Below are 20951 nucleotides of genomic sequence, written 5' to 3' on the forward strand. Positions count from 1 at the left end.
GAACGAAGGGCAGGGCGCAAGGGTAATCATTCATTTAACGGGTTGTCCAGATAAGCACGAATACGCTCGGCGAATGATTCGAGCGTGGCTTGCTCGGCCACGACGCGTGCATGCGGTCGAAGCCGTTGGCCGGCCCACCGGGGAATCACATGAAAATGCACGTGGCCGACAGTCTGGCCGGCCGCACGGCCGTTCAACTGCGCGATCGCGATGCCATCCGGCCGCAGTGCTGCGCGCACCGCGAGTGCCACACGCCGGACCATGCGCATGCAGGCCTCGGCCGCGGTATCGGAGAGTTCGAAGATGTCCATTGCCGTCTCCTTCGGGATGACAAGCACGTGCCCGTCGGACTGGGGCCTCAGATCCATGAAGGCGAGTACAGCCTCGGTCTCACCTACCTTGATGCAAGGTAATTCTCCCCAGAGGATCCTGGCGAACGCGTTGTTGTGGTCGTATGTCATGGCTCTCTTGGCGCACGCCGTTGTTGCGTTGCGCAAATTTATTCCGTAAAATCCGCGATTTTGGAGATGGCATTCCTCCAAACAACCGCCGATCCTTCGGCTGATGATGCCTACGAGTTCCTGGGTGCAGGAGGTCGTAGGTCGTCCGTGCGACGCCCTGTCGCCCAGGTTTGATGTTCTGTCAAACCTAGAAATTATGAAACGTCTCAAGTCTGTCGAACAGATCGCCATGGTGCCGTATCTGGCGCGCTGGCTGCTGCTGTCCTCCGTGCTCGGTGCCCTGGCCGGGTCTGCCTCCGCGCTTTTCCTCTTTGCATTGGATCGTGCCACCGATACGCGGGTGGATCATCCGTGGCTCGTCTGGTTGCTGCCGTTCGCGGGGTTCCTGACCGGCTGGATCTATCACCGCGTCGGCAAGAGCGTCGAGGGCGGTAACAACCTGCTGATCGACGAGATTCACGATCCGCAGAAGATCGTGCCCAAGCGCATGGCGCCGCTCGTGTTGGTGGCCACCGTGATCACTCACTTGTTCGGTGGCTCTGCGGGCCGCGAGGGCACAGCGGTCCAGATGGGCGGGGCGCTGGCTGACCGGGTCACGCACCTCTTCGATCTAGGTCGAGAGGACCGTCGCATCCTGCTGATGGCCGGCATCGCAGCGGGCTTTTCGTCGGTCTTCGGCACGCCTCTCGCCGGCGCGATCTTTGGCCTCGAGGTGCTCGCGATCGGCCGCCTGCGCTATGACGCGTTGCTGGCGTGTCTCGCCGCGTCTGTCGTGGCCGACGCGGTATGCCGTCTATGGGGCATTCACCACACCGTGTATTTGATCCCGTTCGTGCCGCCCGTCACGGCCCTCGGGTTTGGATCCGCGATCATTGCCGGTATCGCATTCGGTGTAGTGGGGATGCTCTTTGCCGACTCGACGCATGCGTTGTCCGCCCTCATCAAACGCAAGATCGCCTATGCGCCTTTTCGGCCCTTGGTTGGTGGTGCCGTGGTGGCGATCCTTGCCACCGTCCTGAACGTTCCGCAGTACCTGGGTCTCGGGATACCGACCATCGTGCAGGCATTCAACGGTCCATTGCCCGTCTATGACTTTGCCGGCAAATTCGGCTTCACCGTGGTCACGCTTGCGTCAGGATTCAAGGGCGGCGAGGTGACTCCGCTCTTCTATATTGGCGCCACGCTTGGCAACGCACTGGGTCACATCCTGGCGTTGCCGATACCGGTGCTCGCGGGGCTCGGCTTTGTCGCCGTGTTCGCCGGTGCGGCGAACACCCCGATTGCGTCGACGGTGATGGCAATCGAACTCTTTGGTCCTCAGATCGGCGTGTATGCCGCCTTGGCGTGCGTGGTCAGTTACCTCTTTTCCGGTCACACGGGAATTTACCGCGCGCAACGGGTCGGCCACGCAAAACATCCGCTCATTCCAGCCGGCATGCGCTTGGCCGATATCCCGGCCTGGCGCCGCGCGCGCCGCAAGGCCGCGACCGTCTCCGCGCAATCCTGAACGCTTCCAACACTTCCCTGCCCATCACCATGACTCAGCTGATTTCACTTCGCCTGTATTTCCACCATTCCGAAAGGGCTCGTCCGACACGCTTCTGGCATCGGGTGTCGCGACCGAGCCTTGCCGCGCACTTGCTTCGCCATGCGAAGGAAGCGGGTATCGAACAGGCGCTCTTGCATCGCGTCCATGCGGGTTACCTTAAAGGTGACCGGCTGCATCACGAACACATCGAGATTGCGCATCACCGTTTTCCGCACTGCATCGAACTCATTGACCTGGACGCCAAAGTGCGCGACTTCTGGCGTACGCATGGCAAGGGGCTGGACAACGTCCGGGCGATTTTCCTGCCGTGCGAACTACCGATGCAGGCGACGTGAGCAACGGCCACGCGGGCCGAGTCGACCATGAAACCACAGACCAGGATGCGGCTGGCAGGGCAATTGACGGTGCTCGGGTTCGCGGTGCTGGTGACTCAGGCGATGGCCTGGATGCTGTCCACGGCCGTGAATTCTGTCTATGGCAGCATCTCGCCCTTCTGGTTTGCGGCCTTCGGCGCGTTGACCGTGCCTTTTGTCATCATCTGGATACGAAAGGACGCGGCGCGCGCGTATGAGGCCGCGATTAAAAAGGGCTTTCTGGGTTTGGAGGGGGAGCCGGCGCACGTGATCTCGATCGCCAACGATTGCCCGAAACGCTGGTGGGTGTTGCTCCATATACGGCTCCATCCGGAGTTGGTCGAAGCGGAAACTTGTTAAGCCTGACGAAGGCTTTTGGGGAGATAGTATGGAAACGCAGTCGTCAGGGTACGGCGGTCTTACCACTCGACTACTTCCGGCGAACACGCTATGCGACGAGAGTGGAATCATGCAGCGACTCAGTAGCGTCAGCGTGCGCGGCGAACGGCGAGTGCCCAACGAAATTGAACCAGGGTCCTATTGCCTGCGCGCAAGGACGTCTTCTCCACATCTCTGCCCAGGTCGGACAGCGGGACGAACGGCCGTTGCACCATTGGAAGCCGCCGTTGGGGTTACGTTGGATCGACGGACCGTTGTGGGTCGGTCGTCAAGGGACATTGAGTTCCATCGTTTTGGCCTTTCGCGATCGAAACTTCGCTGGGCGATGAGCGACGCGCGAAGATCTGTGATCTGCCAGTAGGACCCCGCTAAGACCTGCCGCGTGCCAGCCATTCCTGCAGTGGCTGAATGCAACTAACCGTCTATTGCTCATCATCCTATGAATCAATTCCGCAAAAGCACCGACGGCCGATAGAAGAAACCGCTCGAGGCGCTGCGAACGCTTGCACGGGGAAGAACCGGCACTTTAGTGATAGTCATCTTCCAACTGATGGCGGATTGCCAGCACCGTGACCGTCTCGTTGTCCTCTATTTCGAATAGTGCGACGTAGCCGCTGCGCCCGAATGGAATGACCAGTTCTCGAAGGAAAGGTGCGTCGGATCGCGCTTTGCGGCACGTAAACGGCGAACTCCGAAGCGTCGCGAAGCCGTCGCGAATTGCCTGAACAGCCGCCTCCGCGAGGGTGAAATCGGTGGCGTCGCGCTGGAGAATGAAGTCGTAAAGGCGGTCGAGGTCCGTCGCGGCCTCGAGGGTAAACCGAACCGCGTAAGTCATCGCGCCGTCGTGCGTCGCGTCTTGGCTTTTGCCAGCCGGGCCTCAAGCGTAGCCAAGATGTCATCGGCGGACACATACTGACCGCTCTGTCTGGCGCTGTCTCGCGAGGCGAGGCCGCGCGCAATAAAATCGCTCCGCAAACGCCGACGCTCAATGTTCGCGCGAATCGACTGCTCGACAAACGCCGACAGGCTCTCGCCGTCGGACAAAACGCTTTCAGCGGCTTCGCGCAATTCCGGCTCGACCCGTACCGCGGGGAAGGTAGCGGTTTTCATGAATTCACCCCTGCATCGCAATTGCGATACATTTTGCCCGGTTTCTGTGTCTCATGCAAACGCAACTTGCGCGACGTACGTGAAATCAGTCGGGTAACGCTCGGGTTTCAATGGACTCGTGGCGTCGAACGGTTCGGCGGTCAGCTCAGCGGCCGCAACGATGCCTGATCCTGCGTCTACCCAAGTGGGCTGGGGCGCCCTTGGCACTACATCGGCTCGAACCTTCGATACTCACCGCCGGATGAGCGAGCGCCTTGCGTGCGGCGAGCGCGGCGATTCGCTGGTAGCCATCGCCGAAGCATCTGAGGTACGAGCGTCGCTTGCGCCCGGTCAAGCCAGAAAAACGCTTCGAGCGCCTCGAGGGCGACCACGCACTCGACTGCGCCGTTCGCTCGAACGAGGTCGAACGCAATACCGCGGCGATCTGCGAGGATGCGGGGTGCTGTCGCTGCGGCTTCCATGATTAAACTGTATCAATTATGTTAGGCGAGTGCTTGAACGCTGGCCCGCGGAATAGAACGCGAGACCGATGCGTTGCTACCAATCGATGCGGTGCTTGTCTTCCGTTTCCCGATGCCGCCGGTCATCGTCGATATGCAGGTACAGGCTGGTCGTGGTCAGCGAAGCATGACCCAGATTGTCACGAACGAGCCGAAGATCGACTTTTTGATCGGCCATGTGCGAGCCAGCGCTGTGACGCAGCCAGTGGGCGGAAGCTTTCTCCAGTAGGTCTGCACGCGCCGAAGCGCCATCTCTCGCGCGCAGTCGCGCAGCCGCCTTCGCAAAGACGTCCTTGACGATCGCGTGCAGTCCGGCGCGCGTCAGCGGCGCGCATGTCTGCGCCCGGTCATTGGCTGCGGTTGCGCCAATCGGCATAACCAGCGGCTTCTCTTCGTTGGGCGAGGGCAACGCGCTCAGGCCCAGTTGCTGGCGGTAGCGCGAAAGCTCCATCATCATCTCGCGCGTCGCGGGGACGAGTCGCTCCTTGCCGCCTTTACCGTGAACGGTCAGCCACCAGCGAAGGGCGCCATCGGCGTCGCGGCGCACAAAAAACTGGCCCATGGTGTTCGCGCCCACTTCAGCAATACGCAACCCACCCAGATACAGCAGCGTGAATAGCCACCGCACCCGGTAAGCATGCGCACGCGCGCGATCGGTGTCGCGCGGCAGCGTAGCGATCGTGTCCTTGACCTCCTGCCAGAGCGCCGGCTCGAGATAGCGGGTGATGCGCGGAGCGGCGTGTTTCGTGCGCTGTCGGGAAAGCGACAGGGGATTGCCGGCAAGATAGCCCGCCTGCACCAGCCACGCGAACAACGCATTGAGAATGACGATCGCCTGACGCTGACTCGTGGGCGACAGGATTCCATAGAAAGGCCGCCACCGTGCATCGTGGCGAGGGTGCTTGCGACCACTGCCGGCGATCCAGGTCGCGGCGGGTTGCGGATCGGCCAGGAACTGCTGGTAGCGCAGACAATCTTCGTGGGTGAGCGACGAGAGCGGCTTGCCGAGCGTCACAAGCGACCAGAGCAGCAAGCGCTCGGCCTCCTTGCGATAACTCTCAAAGGTGGTCTTCGTGTCGTGAAAGCGCGAGAGCCAGGCGCGAATCGCATCGAGATCATTGCTGGCCGCGATCTGCGCCCGACCGTCCGTCGCGCGATTCGCCCCGAGACTACCGTCGAGCGTCGACGGAATCACAAGCGATTCGAGTGGCGCGGGTTGGAGTGCAATGGATGTCGGTGGCGGAAGAGCGGGCATTGAGTCTCACGCGGTTTCAAGGTCGGTACGACGCAAGCGACTCAACATTATAGTACTAATGTCAAATTTCAATGGTATTGAAGTTCGATATATAGCGAAATACGTTATATTATTAACTCCGTTCTTTGCCCTCCCGTCCAATGTCCGACGTTCTTTCCGACGAAACCCGCCTCGCCGCCGATATCGAGCGCCTCAAGGTCGAATTCCCGAAGACCCGCGAGCTCTATCGCGAGGTCTGCGCGCTGCTGTTTTTCCGCTTCGGCGTCCCTCCCACCGCCAATCGCCTCTACAACCTGGTTCGGCGCGGCACCATGAGCACCCCGGCGTCGGTGCTAAGCGAGTTCTGGGCGGAGTTACGAGAGAAGAGTCGGGTGCGAATCGAGCACCCGGACTTGCCAAAAGAGTTGAGTGAGGCCGCAGGCGAGTTGATCGGAACGCTTTGGACGCGCGCGGCGGCCTCCGCACACGCCGAACTGACGTCGCTTCGCGATGACGTCGAAGCGCGTCGCGCCGAGGCGGAGCAAAAGGTCGCCGCCGCGCGCGAGGAGCTCGGTCGGACTGAGACGGCGCTTGAGCAACGCACCGCGGCATTGCTTGCGGCGCAGGTCGAAATTCGGGAGCTGGAGCGGCAGCAGGCGCAAGAGGCGGCCGCACGCAAAGCACTCGAGGCGCAGGTCAAGCGTCTTGGCGACGAGATCGTCGCGCGTGAGCGTGATCTCGACAAGGTACGCGACACTTTCTCGCGTGATCTGGAAAAACTCCGCGAGACGGCTGGTCGTGCGGAGGAGCGCTTACGCGCTTCGGAAAAGCGTGCGCTCTTGGAAATTGATCGCGAACGCGGTGCAGTGGTAAAAGTACAGAAAGAATTGGCGGAAGCAGCCAAGCGCGCAGAAAAGCGGGATGCCGAACATCGTCGGACAGTCGAAGCGCTGCAAGAGCAGCAGGGCGATGCTCGCCAGCAGACTGGGGTGTTGCAGGGTAAGCTGGCCGCGCTCGAAGAGGCATACAAGTCGCTCCAGGAGCAGTTGAAGTCGCTGCGCGCAACGACGCGTCCCTCAGCGCGACGCGCCCCCCCGGCAGAATCCCGTCCTCCAGCAAGGCGCGCAACGCGCAAGGCAACCGCTGGGAAAACGGCGGGAACGAAGAGCCGAACGTAACCTTGGCGTCGTCGCGAGATCGACCTGGCTTGCGAGCGTCCAGTAGAGGAGTGAACAATTGAGAAGAACGGCAGAGAACAAACTGAAGGTGGTCGCGGTGCGCATCGACCCAGTCATCGAACAGAGGTTACGCGTGTTGGCCGACGCGACAGGGCGGAAGCAGTCCTTCTTCCTGCAGCAGATGATCGAGGGCGGTCTCGACGCGATCGAACAAGTCTGGCTCTCGCCCGATACCTTGGAGAAGGTTCGAAGCGGTGCTTTGCCAGATCTCCTGGATGAACGCCGCACGACCTCGGACCTGTTTGACCACGGTTCGAGTGATCCGGCACCGTGGACCGAGCCGCCCTGAGTTATTGTTCGCGGTTCGGCAAGATCGGGTTCGTTTTCAACAGAGAAGAACGGAGATTGATACACAAACAAGATCTGGTCGACGCGACCTACACGCGCCTCTGATTGACATACCGCTTAGCCATCGATGCGATTAGCAGCGCAGCCGCGCCCGCGAGCATCATTCCGGCCGTCGCACTCTGGTTCAGCCTTGCTCTCGTGTACAGACTTGATTCCAGTACCGGACCATTTTTGCCCGATCGTTCGAGCAAGGTTCCTGCGCCTTTGTAAAGCGCGTCGCCGTTGCGTTTCGGCTCCTTCGTCATCTGCGCCGCCACGCCGAGCTTGCCCATGAAGCGGTCAAAAAGGCCCGGCGCCGCGCGTCCAAACGCCACCGTGCCGCGCGAGGCCCCACCGACGTAGATTTCGCGTTCGGGACGCGTCGCCGCATGCAGGATCGCCTTTGCGACGATGTCCGGCGCGTAGACCGGCGGCGGCAGCTTCGGCTCGACGTCGAGATGGTTGCGCGCATGCTGGACGAAGAGCGTATCGATGCCTGCGGGTTTAATGAGCGTTACCGAGATCGGCGCGCGTTCATTGATCAGTTCGAGGCGAAGAGTGTCCGTATAGCCTTTCACCGCATGTTTCGACGCGACATACGAGCCTTGCAGCGGCACCGCGATATCGGACAGTTCGCTTCCGAGGTTGATCAGTGCGCCGCCGCCACGTTTCTTCAAGTGTCGTACGGCGATCAGCGAGCCGTGCACGACGCCCCAGAAGTTCGTCTCGAAGAGCTTGCGCTGGTCTTCGAGCGGCACCTCCTCGCTGAACCCGTAGACCGAGCCGCCCGCGTTGTTGACCCACGTATCGAACCCGCCGAAGTGCGCGACCGCGGCGTCGGCGGCGCGTTCAAGCGCTACCTCATCACCGACGTCGGCGGCGGCGTACGCGACGAACGCGCCGCGCGCTGACAGTTCATTCGCGACCTTCTTGAGCGCGCGTTCGTCCCGGGCGATCAACATCAGCCTCGCGCCCTTCCGAGCGGCGAAACGAGCGGTCACGAGACCGATCCCGCTCGTCGCGCCGGTGATAACGATCACTTGCTGATGCAGGGGTTTCAGTTTGAGTCGCATATCGGTGAGTTCCGGCAGTGGAATGTGCTGGACAAGCAGCATCGCCTGTACCTGATCGGACGTGCCAGTTCCTCGCTATTTGAAGCGCAGCATCTCGCGCGCTCTTTGCGTAAAGAATTCCGTCCTTGTTATCCGGACCGGTCGGGGCACATCGCAATTGCCAGCGTTCGAGACGTCGATCTCCCCCGCCGGGCCGGTTTCTCGGCGCCAATAGAAGCGGCGGTGCATTGTAAAAGTGAGAATTGGGACCTGCGGATCGCGCTGTCCGCCTGAAGGGGCTTGGCGCCGCGAGCCTTCCCCATTAAACGAATACCTGATACGAATTCCGGAGTTCCGCGCTCTGTCAACAACGGCCAAGTCGCGGGCGCAGCGCGCGGGGCTTTATCCTTTGCTGCCGGTCAACGCGGCCACGACGCTTTCTGCGGTTCCGGGCCAAGCAGCATTTGGCGCATGCGTGCTAATACGACTGGTCGCGCATGGGGCGCGAAGTTTTTGCCCAACGCGAGCGCCCAACGCCGCTCCTGGACGGGGAGCGGCCGACATGTACCCGTTCGGACATAAAGATGAAGGGGTAGATAGATGATAGAGCTATCCACCCCTTCATTTGCGGACATCGGGAGATTTGCCGTGGCGCAGGGTTCCAACCTTCCGCGCATGCTTTCCCGCGCGGCGTGCGGGCGCCCGCGCTGAACGACGCTGCCTGCGCGCGCAGGACAGCGCATATCTAGTCAGATGACGGTTGCGTTATCGCAGGGCGGTCAATCAGCGCTGCCGCTTAAAGTACGCGATTTGCGTGAGCGGCGAACTCCTCATCGTGTGAGTCGGAGAAATGTTGGCTGGGGCACGCCGCGAGGAACCGTGTTGAGCGGTCGAGCGTCTGTGACGATCTTTTGCGACCGCCGCAGCGTATGCGCTGGATATCGGCGTCGCCACGCTGGCTATTGGCGAGCGGCTCCCGCGCTCACCGCCTACTACGCGGGCGTACGATTTCGATCACGGCCTTTCGCTTGAGAATTTGACACACCAGTATGTAATTGGGAGCCCGCACCATTTCGCGAGTGCCGCGTATGCGGCCGATGCTATAGAGTTCCGGATGCTCGGGTAGGGCGTCGGTCTTCGCTTCGATCTCGTCGTCCAGCTCGAGCGCTGCCGCGGGGGTTATCCTCGGCAATGTAGTCAAAGATTCTGCTACGGTCTTCGTGCGCGCGTACGCGCCACTCCACGATCAAGATTTAGCCCCGCCGGTTGCAAGCCGCTTACGCAGCGCCGCCTTCTTGTCGGCCATCTCATTTTGCACCTGCGCATGGGGGACGTTCGGGCGCGAGTCGTCCAGCGACTCTAAGTTCGGCTTCGTCGGGTCGCCATGCCTCGAGGGAAAATCGCCCGTTCATGGCGTGAAGAAAGCGCAAATCGCATAAGCCCTCTGTGCAGCAGGGCGTCCGCAGCCTCGGTTCTGCCGATGGGATCGAAATTTCAGATTGCTTCTACGACGTGTGGCGTCGAGGCGTTCCGTACAGCGCAAGGCCGCGGCGGCGGCCTTATCTAACGCCGCGTTGAGTGTCCAGGGCAAAATTCCAGGTCGAACTTATCCACAGATTCCGTTGAAAAGCCTGTGTATAACCTGGCCAGTCGCCCGATGTAGTCACGCCCCTTCTGTGCGCGATCCCACGTATCCGTGCGCCTACCGTCTTGCGGTACGTCGATTGCAGCGGCCATTTAGCGCGGACCTGATGCGCAAGATTTGCGGCAGGTAGACCGCCATGCATTCTAGGGTCTCTGGAGAAAACGAAATGTCAGAAAGTGATGGCCGCCCGTCATTGACGCTCAGAGTGGGTTGTGTTGTTTTGGGCCTTTTGTTATTAGCCACCGGGGTATTTGTCGTCGGTGGCGCGAGGCTTGCGTCGTTGCACGGCAGCCTGTATTTCCTGATCGCGGGCGTGCTCATCGTCGTCTCGGCCGTGCAGTTGATACGGATGAAATCGGTAGCCGTTCTCGTGTACGGCGTCGCGTTCATCGGCACATTGGTCTGGGCGTTGGTCGAAGTGGGCCTCGACTACTGGCCACTGGTTTCGCGCCTGATGCTGCCCGCCGGCTTCATGGTGCTGACGTTGCTCACGTGGCCATCGCTGCGCAAGCGCGCCACGGGACAAGCCGCGAGCAAACACGCTTACGGTCTTGCGGCGCTGATCGCCATCGCCATGATTGTGGCCTGCTTGCAGATGTTCCAGCCGCATCCGACCGTCGCGTTCGACGGAGCCTCCGCGTCGCTGGTCCCGGTTACGCCAGACCAGGCCCAGAAAAACTGGAGTAATTACGGCAACACGCCGGGCGGCAGCCGCTTCGTCGCGCTCGATCAGATCACACGTGAGAACGTGAAGGACCTTCGCGTCGCGTGGACTTTCCATACAGGTGATACGCCCCTCAGCCCGACTGGCAATGGCGCGGAAGACCAGGAAACGCCGCTGCAGATTGGCGATCGCATCTACCTGTGCACGCCGCATAACAACGTGATCGCGGTCGATGCGGACAGCGGCAAACAGATCTGGAAGCGCGAGATCAACGCTCAGGCGCAAGTGTGGAACCGCTGCCGCGGTCTCGCTTATTTCGATGCGACCCGAGGAACATATCTGCAAAGCACTCTCTTGCGCAGGCCTTCGGTAAGTTGGTCCTATTTATATGATATTGGACCGGCTAACGGTATTCGGATAACGGCCTTGCCAGGTGGTCTAACCACCTCGAGCTTCCTCCAGCCACGATAACTTGGACGGTCATGCACAGTCCGACGGACTGATTTGACATAGACTTGCCCACGCGCAACACCATGCGTGAGTAGTTCCTTCCACATTCGAGGCCAGCCATATTCGCCCTTGACCTGCGTGTGAATCGCCTTGATTTGCGCGAGCAGCGCGTCGTCGCTCACGCGACTTCGGTACGGTTTGTCCTGCGCGGTGCGTTGTCGATGATATCGGCTGGGACTAACTTCCAGCACTCCGCATATCCCTTCGAGCCGCCGCGCACCCTTGGCATTAACGTGCTTAATCTTCGTCATCCCGCAGCCGCTTGCGGAAGGATGCGGCCTAAGAGGCGTTAACAAAATGCCTTTCGCAGTTGTCGCCAGCATATGATGCAGCAAGCGATTTTGAGGAAAGCCTCGTGGATGAAAGCGAGGCGCTCGAAGCGGATGCGCAGTCGGCGAAAGTTGTGAAGCCACGAGATGGTCCGCTCCACAACCCAGCGTGTTTTGCCTAGCCCGCTACCGTGGGGCTGACCGCGCCGGGCGATTTCGGTGGCAATGCCGGCAGCATGCAGTGGACGTCGATATTTGTCGTGGTCGTAGCCTCCGTCGCCCTGAACGACCCGAGGCGCGACCAGATCGACCAGACGATAGATGTAGCGCAATCCGCATTGTTCGCCTTCCCGCATGTGAATTTGCGGCGCTTTTGAAAACTGCAGATTCGTGCCAATCAGGCCGATCAGCATCATGCGGTTCCGGTACGCCTATTGCTTCATTCTGCTGAAACCACTTCGTATTGAGATCATGTCAGGCACTGGCCTTTCTCTACCGTCGCGCATCTGGACCGCGCGCACGTTCGCGTCCGTTGATGCGCCTGTCACCGCGCTGATCGTGGACGACAATGCGGAACTAGCTAACGCGTTATAAGCGGCGCTTGAACTCGAAGGGTTTGACGCTCGAACAGCCGACTGCGTCCACGCCATCCCGTTTGCCCAGCAATGTCCACCAAGCGTCGTGCTGCTCGACATCGAGATGCCAATAATCAACGGATTTCAAGTGGCTCGCGAGATGCGCAAGCTAGCTCACTGTGCTTGTGTTCCGATTATTGCGCACACGTCGCTTGCGGAGGGTGAAGTCCTGCTTCAAGGGATACCTGCTGGAATCGACGCTTACTGCCGGAAAGGGAATTCGATAGATGCGTTGCTTGCGCTCCTACAGTTGGTCGCTCCGGCTTGCAGAGATCGCGGCAATTAGACGCTCGGAGCTGGGAAGGGCGGCGCTTGGCGGAGCGCGAAACACGGGACGGATCGCGGGCCACCTCAGTCTTCATGGTGCCACGGTTTTTGCGAGAGCAAACCTCGTTTCTCAGTCCGACCCATGACCTCAGTAGCTCAGTAGCCAACGCTTCCACGGCTTCATGCCCCAACAGCCGGTCGCGGTTCATCGAGAACAACGAGTAGTCCCAGACGGCCTGCTCGATCGACAGCCCGACAAACGGCGGGCCTGGGCGAAGGACGGCTCGGATGGTGAACCGCCGGTAGGCGGCAGGCGCAATGCAGACTCGGACTGGAGAAGACATTTTAATAGGCCGCGCTCGCGCGATCGCGTCACCGGCGCCGATTTTATGAAGTGCTTGTCCAGCGCGATGCTCGCCTCGAGAGTGAATTGCTGAAAGACGGCGCGCCTTCTTCTAGCGGTGAAGGAACTCGCAACCATTCGGATGCGCGAGTTGATTGCGCTTATCTGTATCTGCTCGACGAAGCGCTATTGCGCCGCTCGCGCTCTTGCGCGGTCTCGCGAAACGCGGATGGACGCCGCCAGTTCGATCGCATAAGGCGCGGCGCCGAAGAGCGCGCATAGAAGGAGCACCGTCGCAACGGTCAGCGACGGCAGCGGTGGCTCGCGGTATAGGGGCAAAAAGCTGCCTTTGCCGTCAACGAGTGAAGCAAGCGTGCCCGGATGAGCGAGGCAGATGATGGCAAAGCCCACGACAGGCGCCATCTCGAGCACGCTATGCACCATCTGTTCTATTGGCGTGATAACACGGGTTGTGGACGCATACCTCAGGTCGATGTAGACCGTGATCTCATGCAGCACGATCAGCGCGACCATCGCACAGATGGCGAACGGATTAATCTGCAGGAACAGCGCACACAGGACGAGTGCGGCGCCTTCGGTCATTTGCGCAATATGCATGAGCGACTCGGGAACGCCCGCGTTATTGGGCAAGTCGGCCCATCGGTGGCACAGCGCATCGGCGGTCCCGGCGGCCAGCCACACAGGAAGCACGCAGTAAAGAAGGAATTGATGTGCGATTTCGTGATTCATGCGCGTCGCCGACCCTTCGAAAGCTGGCATCCCCCGTCGCGTGGCTGCACGAGCTTCTCCGCAAGCGGCATCGCCGGCGCATCGATGGTATCGCGAGCCAGGGCCCGCAGTAATAGCTCGATCAGGGACCACAGTTTGTTGTTCATCCGTTCTTCAGGCTACGCTTCCTGTCGGGCAAAACGAGACACGGCGTTGCCTTCAAGGCCCAGCAGTCAACGGTCCTCTTTGTATATTTTTGCCACGTTCTTTGACGGCGGAAGCGGTGATCAGAGAAAACGGTGCTGGGAAGCGGCTATCTTTTCTTTGACGGCAGGCTAATAGTCCAGAGTGCGCCTTGGCCAGGTTCACTCGTCAGCGTGAGATTGCCGCCTACATGAGTCACGAGTCGACGTGCTGTCTGAAGACCGGTTCCATTGCACTGCTCGATGTAGGTTCCGCGGCCGTCATCGCTCACCCGTATCTCAATCGACCCGTCGCTGTTCGAGGCGAGCGCCACTTCGATCTGACCCACGTCATTCGGGAACGCATGCTCGATCGCATTTGCAACGAGCTCGTTGACCACCGTTCCTACCGTCGTGCAGGTATTAAGATCGACCGTCATGCCTAGGCGTCGGTTGCAGTTCAGCGATATCCTTCGTTCCTTCAAAGCGTAGAACTGTTGCAGGTCGTCGCAGAGAGAGCCCAAATAACGACTTAGGTCCACCTCGTCGCGCTGTTCGTGCAACCCCAGCAGGTGATCGTACATCGAGGCGAGCGCGAACACGCGTCGCTCGACGGACTGGAAGCCGCGTCGAGCTGCGTCGTCCGTGGTCTTGACGGCGTTGATACTCAGCAGGTTAGCGATGGACTGGAAGTTGTTGCGAATTCGATGCTGCTGCTCGCGAAGCAATACCTCCTTCAGGTCGCGTTGAACCGTCAGCGCCTCTCGCTGGGACATCAGCTCGATGCCTTCAGCTGCGACGGACGCGACTGCTGCGAGGAAGGAAATTTCGACCGGCCCCACCGGATATGGCTGAGGATAGTCCACCTCAAGGATACCGAACGGACCGCTGCTCCCGATCAACGGAATGTTAATCGACGAAGTGACGTCGAATTGCCGAAGCAACTCGGGCACTCGTGCGTCTGGCCACTCGGAAAGATCTGGAACGACCACAGGCTCCCCGTCGACGAGTGCCTTGCCAGGCGGGTTCCCCTCCTCGGCAAAACCTGCATCGCTGCCCACGACATCTTCACCTAAGCCCCATTGGGCGATTACGGTCAGCCGATTCCCGTCTTTCTCCAACTGGAGGACCTTCGCCATCGGTGCGTTGCAGGCTGCCGCGGCGCATTTACACCCCTCACTGAGAAAATCGTACAAGCTCGAATCTCGCAGCGAGAACGCACAAAACTCGGCAAAGTGTTGCCCGCGGCGCAGGAAATCGCCTAGCGGTACGCTGAGGTCGTCGTCCGGATTCAGATTCCTGATTGCCGTTGCCCATGTTGCGGTGCGGGCGAAATCCATGGTGTCTCCGCTTGGACCATACGTCAGCCCGGTGGGGGCGGCGAATCACGCGAGAGCGCGTGAGCACCGTATGACCTAGAAAGTAATCCATTGCGCACGTTGATGCAAACAGTGCGCGGACGGCGGGCGCGATTGAAAACAACCGGGCGCAGATAGCGCATTTTGGCGTCGTTGGAAGCGCCGCCGCGCGCAGCGTGAGCCGGACAAAACAGCAGGCGCGCAGTCCCAGAAAACCTCCCAAGCCCCAGATCATGTCCAAGGCGCTTGTGCTTCGCGTTCCTGGCCCAAAGGTCAACGCAACCATAGCGCCACCTACAACAGATAAACCATCCAAGCTCTTTCCAATGGAACGACGCAGCTGAGGAGACACCCGGACAGCAAGCCATGTACCCAAGCTAAAGAGATTTCGACCGGGAATTCAGGAACTCATCCAGGCGCACCACCCGCTTTTGACTGGGCCTGCCGCGAGGCATGAACCTTGCGCGAACCGAGCCACTGGCCTCTGCGAAGAGGTCATTCCATCGGACGCGCAGTCACCGCAAGGTACCGGACGTTCTCGTCGCTCAGGACGGCCACTCCTCGGCGCTCTGAGTAGGTTTTAACCTGTAGTATCTTTGCGAGAAATTATGGCCCGATCATTCAGAAAAGTTGTTGCATCTCGTGAAGGTGCAGGCGTCCTTGCGGCAACTGCCGCCATCGCCACTGGTTTATGGGTTCAATATCGTGCACGAGAGGCAGAGCGCAATAACCCGCGAGTGGGCCGCTTCATCGAGGTCGACGGTGTGCGGTTGCATTACGTCGACAGAGGAGAAGGGCCGGCCGTCGTGCTGCTGCACGGAAACACCGTCCTGTTACAGGACTTCATCGGCAGCGGATTGCTCGACCGGTTAGCCGAGCGGTATCGGGTGATCGCTTTCGACCGCCCGGGCTTCGGATACAGCGAGCGTCCGCCAGACCGGCTCTGGACGGCAAAGGCCCAGGCCGTGTTGATCCAGCGGGCGCTCGCGTGCATCGACGTAGAACAGCCGGTGGTACTTGGACACTCTTGGGGAACTCTCGTCGCAATGGGCATGGCGCTCAACTACCCGGACCGGGTGCGGGGCCTCCTGCTGATTTCCGGATACTACTATCCGACCGCTCGTCTGGATGTGGCACTGACCGCGCCGGCGGCGATCCCGCTGTTGGGTGACGCTCTGCGTTACACCGTGTCTCCGCTGGCCGGCCGTCTCTTGTTGAAGCGGACCGTGCAAGCGATGTTCGCTCCGGCGCCTGTGCCCTACGACTTCTTCGATGTCGTGCCCCGGGAAATGATCGTGCGTCCGCTACAAATCCGGGCGGAGGCGGAGGACGCCGCCTTGATGATCCCCGCCGCGGCACAGTTTCGAGCGCATTACTCTGAGCTCGAGATGCCGGTCACTATCGTTGCGGGCGCGGGCGACAAGATCGTTGATCCCGAATCGCATTCGGCTCGGTTGCACGCGGAGCTACCCCGCAGCGCCTTGGTAATTGTCCCCGACGCGGGCCATATGGTCCATTACGCTGTAGCGGATAGGATCGCAGCTGCGATTGACCTGATAACCGCAGGGGACGCGAAACCCTGCCGTCCTGGCCCGAACGACGGCGAAACCTCACAGGACGCCGCCCGGCTTAGTATCGTTGTTACGAAGCAATAGACCGCATACGAGACTTGCCCGACGTTCGCCCATGCTCTTAATGTAAGAGTTTCAAGCGGACGGTGGCCCGGTTACCGGGTTTGCAACCAAGCGTCGCGGGGGCGCCGCAAGTCCTGCAACCGCAGAAATTGCGTCGACATACTTGAACGGCGGCTAGTCGCTTCGGATAATCGTGACGATGGTTCCGGAAAACAGCGTTAAGGATCAACAGCATCGCGGCGATTACGCCGATGACCGTCACGCGCTGCATTTGTCGCGGCGGCGCTTGTAAAGCGGGATTTGCTCGGCAATGTGCCGCCGTCGCGCGCTGGCTCTTTACTGCGAACGTCAGGCGCGTCGATTGCGCATCGCTGCCATTCTCATGACGGGGGCGACGCTATGCGCGTGCATCATCTCAACTGCATCTCGAGTTGCCCGCTTGGTGGCAAGCTTTTTGACGGCCGCACCGCCGGTCTTCTCCAACGCGGAGAATTGACCTGTCATTGTTTGCTAGTCGAATCCGAGCATGGCCTCGTTCTAATTGACACAGGCTTTGGCCTGCGCGATGTCGCCGATCCGCGCGGCCGTCTGAGCACGTTCTTTCTCGTGATGCTCAAGCCGGATTTTCGCGCGGAGATGACGGCGCGGCGCCAGATAGAGAGGATGGGATTTCACGCGTCCGACGTGCGTCATGTATTGCTGAGTCACCTCGACTTCGATCACGCCGGGGGGCTCGACGACTTTCCGAATGCAACGGTACATATGTTGCAAGTCGAGCGTGAGTACGCTGCGCGACAGCAGACGTGGCTCGACCGACAGCGGTTCCGGCCGCAGCAATGGTCCACGCGAGCGAACTGGCAAACGCACGGCGAGCGTGGCGGCGACACATGGCGTGGCTTCGAACGGGTGCTTCCGCTCGCGCAGTTCGGCGACGACATCGCATTCATTCCACTACGAGGACACACGTTCGGGCATGCGGGAATCGCGGTGCGCTTAGAGAATCGTTGGCTGCTGCTCGCAGCGGACGCTTACTTCTATCACACGGAGATGGACGGCGAGCGTCCGCGTTGCACACCGGGGCTCGCGTTTTATCAATGGCTGATGGACAAGGACGGTGATGCGCGCCGACGCAATCAGGTGCGGTTGCGCGCACTGTGCAACGACGCTTCCGCGCGCGATGTCACAGTCTTTTCCAGTCACGATCCGAGCGAATTCGAGCGTCTCGCGGGGCGGTCTCCGGGCATACCGATAGAAGCGCTGAAAGGCAAGGGTGGGTCGTGACTGGAACGGGCTTGGCGGGCATCGTCGATCCTACGAGCGACGTGCATTGACCGGGAGACGCCCATGAACCTCAATCGCTCTCAGATGAGGGCGAATGGCAAAGCAGCAAGCGAGAGTGTGCTCGTTTTGTCCTTGCAGCCGCGCAGTTGATAAATGCTGCCACGGCCCGCGGATTGCACTGAACTTACTCCCGCCATGATCGCGGCAATTTCAGCGGAGCTGCGATGCTTACCTTCGAGTTTACGATCGTATGCCGTTCATCCGAGGCGTTGCCTCAAGACACCGTCAAACAGATTGCGGCTTACTGTGGTTTGCGGTCTCTGACATGTCTCAAAGAAACGACCGACAGGCGAACCTTTGTTGGAAGGGCGGAAGCCTCGGCCGTCCGCACATTCGCCGAGATTATGCTAAGCGTCCAAGGGGTCCAGTCGGTAAGGATCGAATGCGTGCCGGCCAACTAGCTCCGTCTCCTCTCCCATACAACAATTCGGAGCCCGTGCGCATCATACGGTCGCTTCGAGACGGTCGAATTCGCTTCGAGACCCCACTGGTATGGAGTTCCTGCTCAACCCTTCTCCGTGGTTAAATGGCTATCGAATCCAGAAGAGCGCCGCCCCAAATGCGGGACGGCGCAAGACACTTGCCCTGTGGGACTGCGACTCGTTGCGACGACATCGTGGACGCGAGATCCCAGCCCGCTATTTTTTTGCTACCGCGCCGGGCGTCGCGGCGAGCGCAAGATACCTTTGCGTAACCTGGGGAAGATGCTCCAGGAGCCACTGCGCCATCGCAATTTCTTGAGGCAAGATTTGCTCGCAGGCCGCCTTTGTCTCCAAGTCCCCGTTTGCCTCTGCCGCCGCGATCAGCGACGTGTAGGAAGCAATCTCGAGATTTTCGAACACATAGCTGGAAATTGCGCCCTTGACAACTTCGTCCGACATTGTCATTCCACCGGCAGCCTGTCCAAAAGCCATAGCTTTTGCAGCCAAATCCTTGATAGTCGATGTGCTGCCGCCCAACCGCTCGATGCACTGGGCCACAAGTTTTTGCTGACCAAGCGTCTCTTCCAGATGCTGATCAATTCTTGCCTTGAGTTCCGGATAGTGTTCGAGCCGCCCGGACTGGGCGCGCAACATCTGTTCTGCTTGCTGCTCCATCGCATGGGCATCCCGCAGCCAGTCAAGGAGGTGCCCCTTCGGATCAGTCATGGTCATACTCCCGTCGTCAAGTCTTTACGTGCGCGATGCGTCGCTTCTCCGGCTTGGGGGCCGCGCAGCGCCGATGTCCTTACTTCCCTACCTCTTCCTGAGAAAGCTCTTGCTTGGCGAGCATAGTGAGCTTCTCGTCGGTCGCTTTTTCCTCCTGCAGCGTCTCGAGCAGCAACTTCATGCCTTCCGTGTATCCGAGCTTCTTCGCTAACGTGGCTAACGTCCCGTAGGTCGCAATTTCATAATGTTCGACCTTTTGAGCGGCGGCGATCAGCGCCGCGTCCAAAATGGGACCTTTTTCGATCTCCTCAATTTGCTCCTGCCCCTCCTCGACGAGGCCCTCCATTGCCACGCACTTCACGCGTTTCAGTTTGATTTGCGAAGCTTCGACAACTCGGTCGATTCTTTCGATCTGGCCTTGGGTTTCTTCGAGGTGAGTAGTGAATGCCGCGGCTAACTCCGAACTCGTCGCCGCTCTCGCCAGTTTGGGCAGCGCCTTAGTCAGCTGCTTTTCCGCGCTATATACGTCCGAAAGCGCGTGGATGAAAAGGTCATTCAATGTTTTCGTGGGCATGATTCCTCCAGGTTGTCGATAGGCGCCGACGCGGCACAGGCTCTGCCGCAACGAACGTGCCGCATTCCTAATGGCGTCGAGCGACCACGCAATGAAAAAAGGGATACGCGCGCGGTGGGGAAAAACGAAGGGCATGAGCGGAGCCGCTTTTTTAATCACTTCGCCTCTCGCACACCGAAGCTGGAAGCGGACGGCCGCGCAAAACGGGATTCGCATGGACAAAGGATCCACCTACGATACCAAAGGCCTCGCAGGATTCTGGTGCGACCCGTTCATACATTTGGCGTTTCAATGAAGACCGCTGCGTTGTACGCGGCGTTTGCCGAGCCGACGCTCGTCAGTCACGGCCCGCCAAGGTCCAAGTCGAGCGTCACGTCGCTGGTCATGGTGCGGGTAGTCTCTTTCGTCTTGTTCTCGGGGTGGCCTTTTTGTTGATCGTATCGCTTGTGCTCGACTCCGCCGTCCAGGCAGCCGGGGAAGTAGGTCTTCGGTAAATTCGCCGCGCGTCATTTTCGGCGATGCTGTTCAGTCGTGTCCGGGTTGGTGATCCTGTCGTGCGCTTTTGGCGCGCTGTTGAAATAGTTTCCGGGTGGCAAGGTCGGCTAGGGCAAAGCGTTTGTCGGCGCTGTTGCCGCGGTTCTCTTCTCGATTGGCAAGAAGCTCTTCGCGCTCCGTTTGACGCATGCAGGCATGGCAAGCTGCGGCCGGCTCGCTTGCGGTCTTGCCCATGTGGCTCTATTTCGCTGCGGCTCAACCCAATCAGACTGGCAACAGCCGCCCCAGGGGCGAATCTCATCCTGCTCACAAAGACACCGCGCGGGCCCGATGCAAAGAGGCGTGCGGGAAACGCTTGATCGTTTCGACGCGGACGCGAGGCAGGCCGCCGCCCCGCTTAACAATGACGATCCGTGGCCTTGCCCGCTGCGGTTCGCGCAGCATGAGTGTAGGGCAGCAACGCATCCGGTGCGCGCATGTCACGCGGCAATTTGAAATCGCGAAGGGCCGCTCCGCGCATGGCTTCGACCGCACGAAGAAAGCCGCTTCTGTCGCCAGACAGCGCTTCGAGGCGGCCAACAGTTCGGTTCCCGTCGCGACGGCCGTCGACCTTCGGGGATGAAACTGCCGCGTATATGTCGAGCGCGGCGATGCCGACGACCTGAAGAAAGGCGCCTACGGCACGAGTGCGCGCGGTCCGCCGGCTTTTGTCAGACGCGGCTGCGAATGTCGCGAGATCCAAAGCGTCCCCGCCGACGCGTGCCCACAAATAAGGGGAGGGGTTGCGCGACATCAGGATGCCGATGCCGCATGCAATCTCGCGCAGGCCATAGAGACGTACGAGCGTCGTCCCGGCCGTCGCTCCGGCGGCCCGTGCAACAGTATTCGGCGCGAGCAATTCGGCCGCACCGAGCGCGAGACTAAACCAGCCGAG

21 protein-coding genes, 4 pseudogenes and 1 riboswitch are annotated in these 20951 nt (G+C 60.3%); of the genes and pseudogenes, 11 read left to right on the plus strand and 14 right to left on the minus strand.

All coding sequences use genetic code 11. From position 1 onward, the window contains the following. Positions 1-26 precede the first annotated feature (26 nt). Positions 27-461, minus strand: a complete 435-nt coding sequence (locus QCE48_RS30250; protein WP_309788486.1) for an HIT family protein — start codon at positions 459-461, stop codon at positions 27-29. Between the two features lie 53 nt (positions 462-514). After that, positions 515-581: riboswitch (Fluoride riboswitch) on the plus strand. Positions 582-657: 76 nt separating this feature from the next. Between QCE48_RS30250 and QCE48_RS30255 the strand changes: the two genes are divergently transcribed. The 3 genes from QCE48_RS30255 to QCE48_RS30265 are packed head-to-tail and all read left to right on the plus strand — an operon-like array spanning position 658 to position 2723. Further along, positions 658-1968, plus strand: a complete 1311-nt coding sequence (locus QCE48_RS30255) for a voltage-gated chloride channel family protein (protein WP_309788487.1) — start codon at positions 658-660, stop codon at positions 1966-1968. Positions 1969-1997: 29 nt separating this feature from the next. Then, entirely contained in the window at positions 1998-2345 is a 348-nt protein-coding gene (locus QCE48_RS30260; RefSeq protein ID WP_309788488.1) for a DUF190 domain-containing protein, read from the plus strand. A gap of 27 nt (positions 2346-2372) precedes the next feature. After that, the gene (locus QCE48_RS30265) at positions 2373-2723 is read left to right on the plus strand and encodes a hypothetical protein (protein ID WP_309788489.1); all 351 of its coding nucleotides are present in this window, start codon (positions 2373-2375) and stop codon (positions 2721-2723) included. A 565-nt stretch (positions 2724-3288) separates the two neighbouring features. Here the strand turns inward: QCE48_RS30265 and QCE48_RS30270 are convergent. From QCE48_RS30270 to QCE48_RS30280, 3 genes are all read right to left on the minus strand, one after another. Further along, positions 3289-3597 carry a type II toxin-antitoxin system RelE/ParE family toxin gene (locus QCE48_RS30270; protein ID WP_309788490.1) on the minus strand — a complete coding sequence of 103 codons (309 nt, stop codon included), beginning with the start codon at positions 3595-3597 and terminating at the stop codon, positions 3289-3291. Next, on the minus strand, positions 3594-3872 hold the full coding sequence (locus QCE48_RS30275; RefSeq protein ID WP_309788491.1) for a YlcI/YnfO family protein: 279 nt from the start codon (positions 3870-3872) through the stop codon (positions 3594-3596). The genes QCE48_RS30270 and QCE48_RS30275 overlap by 4 nt, the downstream gene beginning before the upstream one ends. A 537-nt stretch (positions 3873-4409) precedes the next feature. Next, positions 4410-5627 (minus strand): tyrosine-type recombinase/integrase, encoded by a 1218-nt coding sequence (locus QCE48_RS30280; RefSeq protein ID WP_309788492.1) that lies wholly within the window; start codon positions 5625-5627, stop codon positions 4410-4412. 140 nt (positions 5628-5767) lie between these two features. Here QCE48_RS30280 and QCE48_RS30285 point away from each other — a divergent pair, with 140 nt between their 5' ends. Together QCE48_RS30285 and QCE48_RS30290 are read left to right on the plus strand one after the other, a co-directional pair. Further along, positions 5768-6784 (plus strand): DNA-binding protein, encoded by a 1017-nt coding sequence (locus tag QCE48_RS30285; protein WP_309788494.1) that lies wholly within the window; start codon positions 5768-5770, stop codon positions 6782-6784. 58 nt (positions 6785-6842) lie between these two features. Next, complete coding sequence (locus tag QCE48_RS30290; RefSeq protein ID WP_309788495.1) at positions 6843-7133, plus strand: hypothetical protein; 291 nt, start codon at positions 6843-6845, stop codon at positions 7131-7133. 88 nt (positions 7134-7221) lie between these two features. Here the strand turns inward: QCE48_RS30290 and QCE48_RS30295 are convergent, their stop codons facing one another. Beyond that, entirely contained in the window at positions 7222-8244 is a 1023-nt protein-coding gene (locus tag QCE48_RS30295) for an SDR family oxidoreductase (protein WP_309788496.1), read from the minus strand. On the opposite strand from QCE48_RS30295, the gene QCE48_RS30300 reads away from it, so the two are divergent. After that, positions 8218-8517, plus strand: coding sequence for a hypothetical protein (locus QCE48_RS30300; protein WP_309788497.1), 300 nt, complete (start codon positions 8218-8220; stop codon positions 8515-8517). The two genes, QCE48_RS30295 and QCE48_RS30300, sit on opposite strands and share 27 nt — an antisense overlap. Before the next feature lie 688 nt (positions 8518-9205). Here the strand turns inward: QCE48_RS30300 and QCE48_RS30305 are convergent. After that, positions 9206-9424, minus strand: a complete 219-nt coding sequence (locus tag QCE48_RS30305) for a type II toxin-antitoxin system RelE/ParE family toxin (RefSeq protein WP_404983393.1) — start codon at positions 9422-9424, stop codon at positions 9206-9208. A gap of 610 nt (positions 9425-10034) precedes the next feature. On the opposite strand from QCE48_RS30305, the gene QCE48_RS30310 reads away from it, so the two are divergent. Continuing rightward, positions 10035-11003: a PQQ-binding-like beta-propeller repeat protein gene (locus QCE48_RS30310; protein ID WP_309788498.1), complete on the plus strand. Its 969-nt coding sequence runs from the start codon at positions 10035-10037 to the stop codon at positions 11001-11003. A gap of 26 nt (positions 11004-11029) precedes the next feature. Here the strand turns inward: QCE48_RS30310 and QCE48_RS30315 are convergent. Further along, positions 11030-11242: pseudogene (locus QCE48_RS30315) on the minus strand (IS3 family transposase); the annotation flags it as partial. Between the two features lie 89 nt (positions 11243-11331). Beyond that, positions 11332-11616: pseudogene (locus QCE48_RS30320) on the minus strand (transposase); the annotation flags it as partial. A 307-nt stretch (positions 11617-11923) separates the two neighbouring features. On the opposite strand from QCE48_RS30320, the pseudogene QCE48_RS32000 reads away from it, so the two are divergent. Further along, positions 11924-12232 (plus strand): annotated as a pseudogene (locus QCE48_RS32000) (PleD family two-component system response regulator); the annotation flags it as partial. A 510-nt stretch (positions 12233-12742) separates the two neighbouring features. On the opposite strand, the gene QCE48_RS30330 reads toward QCE48_RS32000, so the two are convergent. From QCE48_RS30330 to QCE48_RS30340, 3 genes are all read right to left on the minus strand, one after another. Beyond that, positions 12743-13306 (minus strand): hypothetical protein, encoded by a 564-nt coding sequence (locus QCE48_RS30330; protein ID WP_309788499.1) that lies wholly within the window; start codon positions 13304-13306, stop codon positions 12743-12745. After that, positions 13303-13452, minus strand: coding sequence for a hypothetical protein (locus QCE48_RS30335; RefSeq protein ID WP_309788500.1), 150 nt, complete (start codon positions 13450-13452; stop codon positions 13303-13305). The genes QCE48_RS30330 and QCE48_RS30335 overlap by 4 nt, the downstream gene beginning before the upstream one ends. A gap of 146 nt (positions 13453-13598) precedes the next feature. Then, the gene (locus QCE48_RS30340; RefSeq protein ID WP_309788501.1) at positions 13599-14807 is read right to left on the minus strand and encodes a histidine kinase dimerization/phosphoacceptor domain -containing protein; all 1209 of its coding nucleotides are present in this window, start codon (positions 14805-14807) and stop codon (positions 13599-13601) included. Between the two features lie 626 nt (positions 14808-15433). On the opposite strand from QCE48_RS30340, the gene QCE48_RS30345 reads away from it, so the two are divergent. After that, a complete protein-coding gene (locus tag QCE48_RS30345; RefSeq protein WP_309788502.1) occupies positions 15434-16480 on the plus strand; it encodes an alpha/beta hydrolase in 1047 nt (348 codons plus the stop codon). 378 nt (positions 16481-16858) lie between these two features. Beyond that, positions 16859-17740, plus strand: a complete 882-nt coding sequence (locus QCE48_RS30350; RefSeq protein WP_309788950.1) for an MBL fold metallo-hydrolase — start codon at positions 16859-16861, stop codon at positions 17738-17740. A 698-nt stretch (positions 17741-18438) separates the two neighbouring features. On the opposite strand, the gene QCE48_RS30355 is transcribed toward QCE48_RS30350, so the two are convergent. After that, positions 18439-18948 (minus strand): ferritin-like domain-containing protein, encoded by a 510-nt coding sequence (locus QCE48_RS30355; RefSeq protein WP_309788503.1) that lies wholly within the window; start codon positions 18946-18948, stop codon positions 18439-18441. 79 nt (positions 18949-19027) lie between these two features. Beyond that, complete coding sequence (locus QCE48_RS30360) at positions 19028-19522, minus strand: ferritin-like domain-containing protein (RefSeq protein ID WP_309788951.1); 495 nt, start codon at positions 19520-19522, stop codon at positions 19028-19030. 351 nt (positions 19523-19873) lie between these two features. Here QCE48_RS30360 and QCE48_RS32005 point away from each other — a divergent pair. Then, positions 19874-20273 (plus strand): annotated as a pseudogene (locus QCE48_RS32005) (YhjD/YihY/BrkB family envelope integrity protein); the annotation flags it as partial. Positions 20274-20414: 141 nt separating this feature from the next. Here QCE48_RS32005 and QCE48_RS30370 read toward each other — a convergent pair. After that, a partial coding sequence (locus QCE48_RS30370; RefSeq protein WP_309794411.1) for a hypothetical protein occupies positions 20415-20951 on the minus strand: 537 nt, incomplete at its 5' end.

It is taken from the genome of Caballeronia sp. LZ024, assembly GCF_031451455.1.
GTDB lineage: Bacteria > Pseudomonadota > Gammaproteobacteria > Burkholderiales > Burkholderiaceae > Caballeronia > Caballeronia telluris.

Excerpts from the sequence above, each read along its gene's own strand:
- QCE48_RS30250 (WP_309788486.1), bottom strand. The coding sequence starts at position 461 with ATGACATACGACCACAACAACGCGTTCGCCAGGATCCTCTGGGGAGAA.
- QCE48_RS30255 (WP_309788487.1), top strand. The coding sequence starts at position 658 with ATGAAACGTCTCAAGTCTGTCGAACAGATCGCCATGGTGCCGTATCTG.
- QCE48_RS30260 (WP_309788488.1), top strand. The coding sequence starts at position 1,998 with ATGACTCAGCTGATTTCACTTCGCCTGTATTTCCACCATTCCGAAAGG.
- QCE48_RS30265 (WP_309788489.1), top strand. The coding sequence starts at position 2,373 with ATGAAACCACAGACCAGGATGCGGCTGGCAGGGCAATTGACGGTGCTC.
- QCE48_RS30270 (WP_309788490.1), bottom strand. The coding sequence starts at position 3,597 with ATGACTTACGCGGTTCGGTTTACCCTCGAGGCCGCGACGGACCTCGAC.
- QCE48_RS30275 (WP_309788491.1), bottom strand. The coding sequence starts at position 3,872 with ATGAAAACCGCTACCTTCCCCGCGGTACGGGTCGAGCCGGAATTGCGC.
- QCE48_RS30280 (WP_309788492.1), bottom strand. The coding sequence starts at position 5,627 with ATGCCCGCTCTTCCGCCACCGACATCCATTGCACTCCAACCCGCGCCA.
- QCE48_RS30285 (WP_309788494.1), top strand. The coding sequence starts at position 5,768 with ATGTCCGACGTTCTTTCCGACGAAACCCGCCTCGCCGCCGATATCGAG.
- QCE48_RS30300 (WP_309788497.1), top strand. The coding sequence starts at position 8,218 with ATGCAGGGGTTTCAGTTTGAGTCGCATATCGGTGAGTTCCGGCAGTGG.
- QCE48_RS30295 (WP_309788496.1), bottom strand. The coding sequence starts at position 8,244 with ATGCGACTCAAACTGAAACCCCTGCATCAGCAAGTGATCGTTATCACC.
- QCE48_RS30310 (WP_309788498.1), top strand. The coding sequence starts at position 10,035 with ATGTCAGAAAGTGATGGCCGCCCGTCATTGACGCTCAGAGTGGGTTGT.
- QCE48_RS30330 (WP_309788499.1), bottom strand. The coding sequence starts at position 13,306 with ATGAATCACGAAATCGCACATCAATTCCTTCTTTACTGCGTGCTTCCT.
- QCE48_RS30335 (WP_309788500.1), bottom strand. The coding sequence starts at position 13,452 with ATGAACAACAAACTGTGGTCCCTGATCGAGCTATTACTGCGGGCCCTG.
- QCE48_RS30340 (WP_309788501.1), bottom strand. The coding sequence starts at position 14,807 with ATGGATTTCGCCCGCACCGCAACATGGGCAACGGCAATCAGGAATCTG.
- QCE48_RS30345 (WP_309788502.1), top strand. The coding sequence starts at position 15,434 with ATGGCCCGATCATTCAGAAAAGTTGTTGCATCTCGTGAAGGTGCAGGC.
- QCE48_RS30350 (WP_309788950.1), top strand. The coding sequence starts at position 16,859 with ATGCGCGTGCATCATCTCAACTGCATCTCGAGTTGCCCGCTTGGTGGC.
- QCE48_RS30355 (WP_309788503.1), bottom strand. The coding sequence starts at position 18,948 with ATGACTGATCCGAAGGGGCACCTCCTTGACTGGCTGCGGGATGCCCAT.
- QCE48_RS30360 (WP_309788951.1), bottom strand. The coding sequence starts at position 19,522 with ATGCCCACGAAAACATTGAATGACCTTTTCATCCACGCGCTTTCGGAC.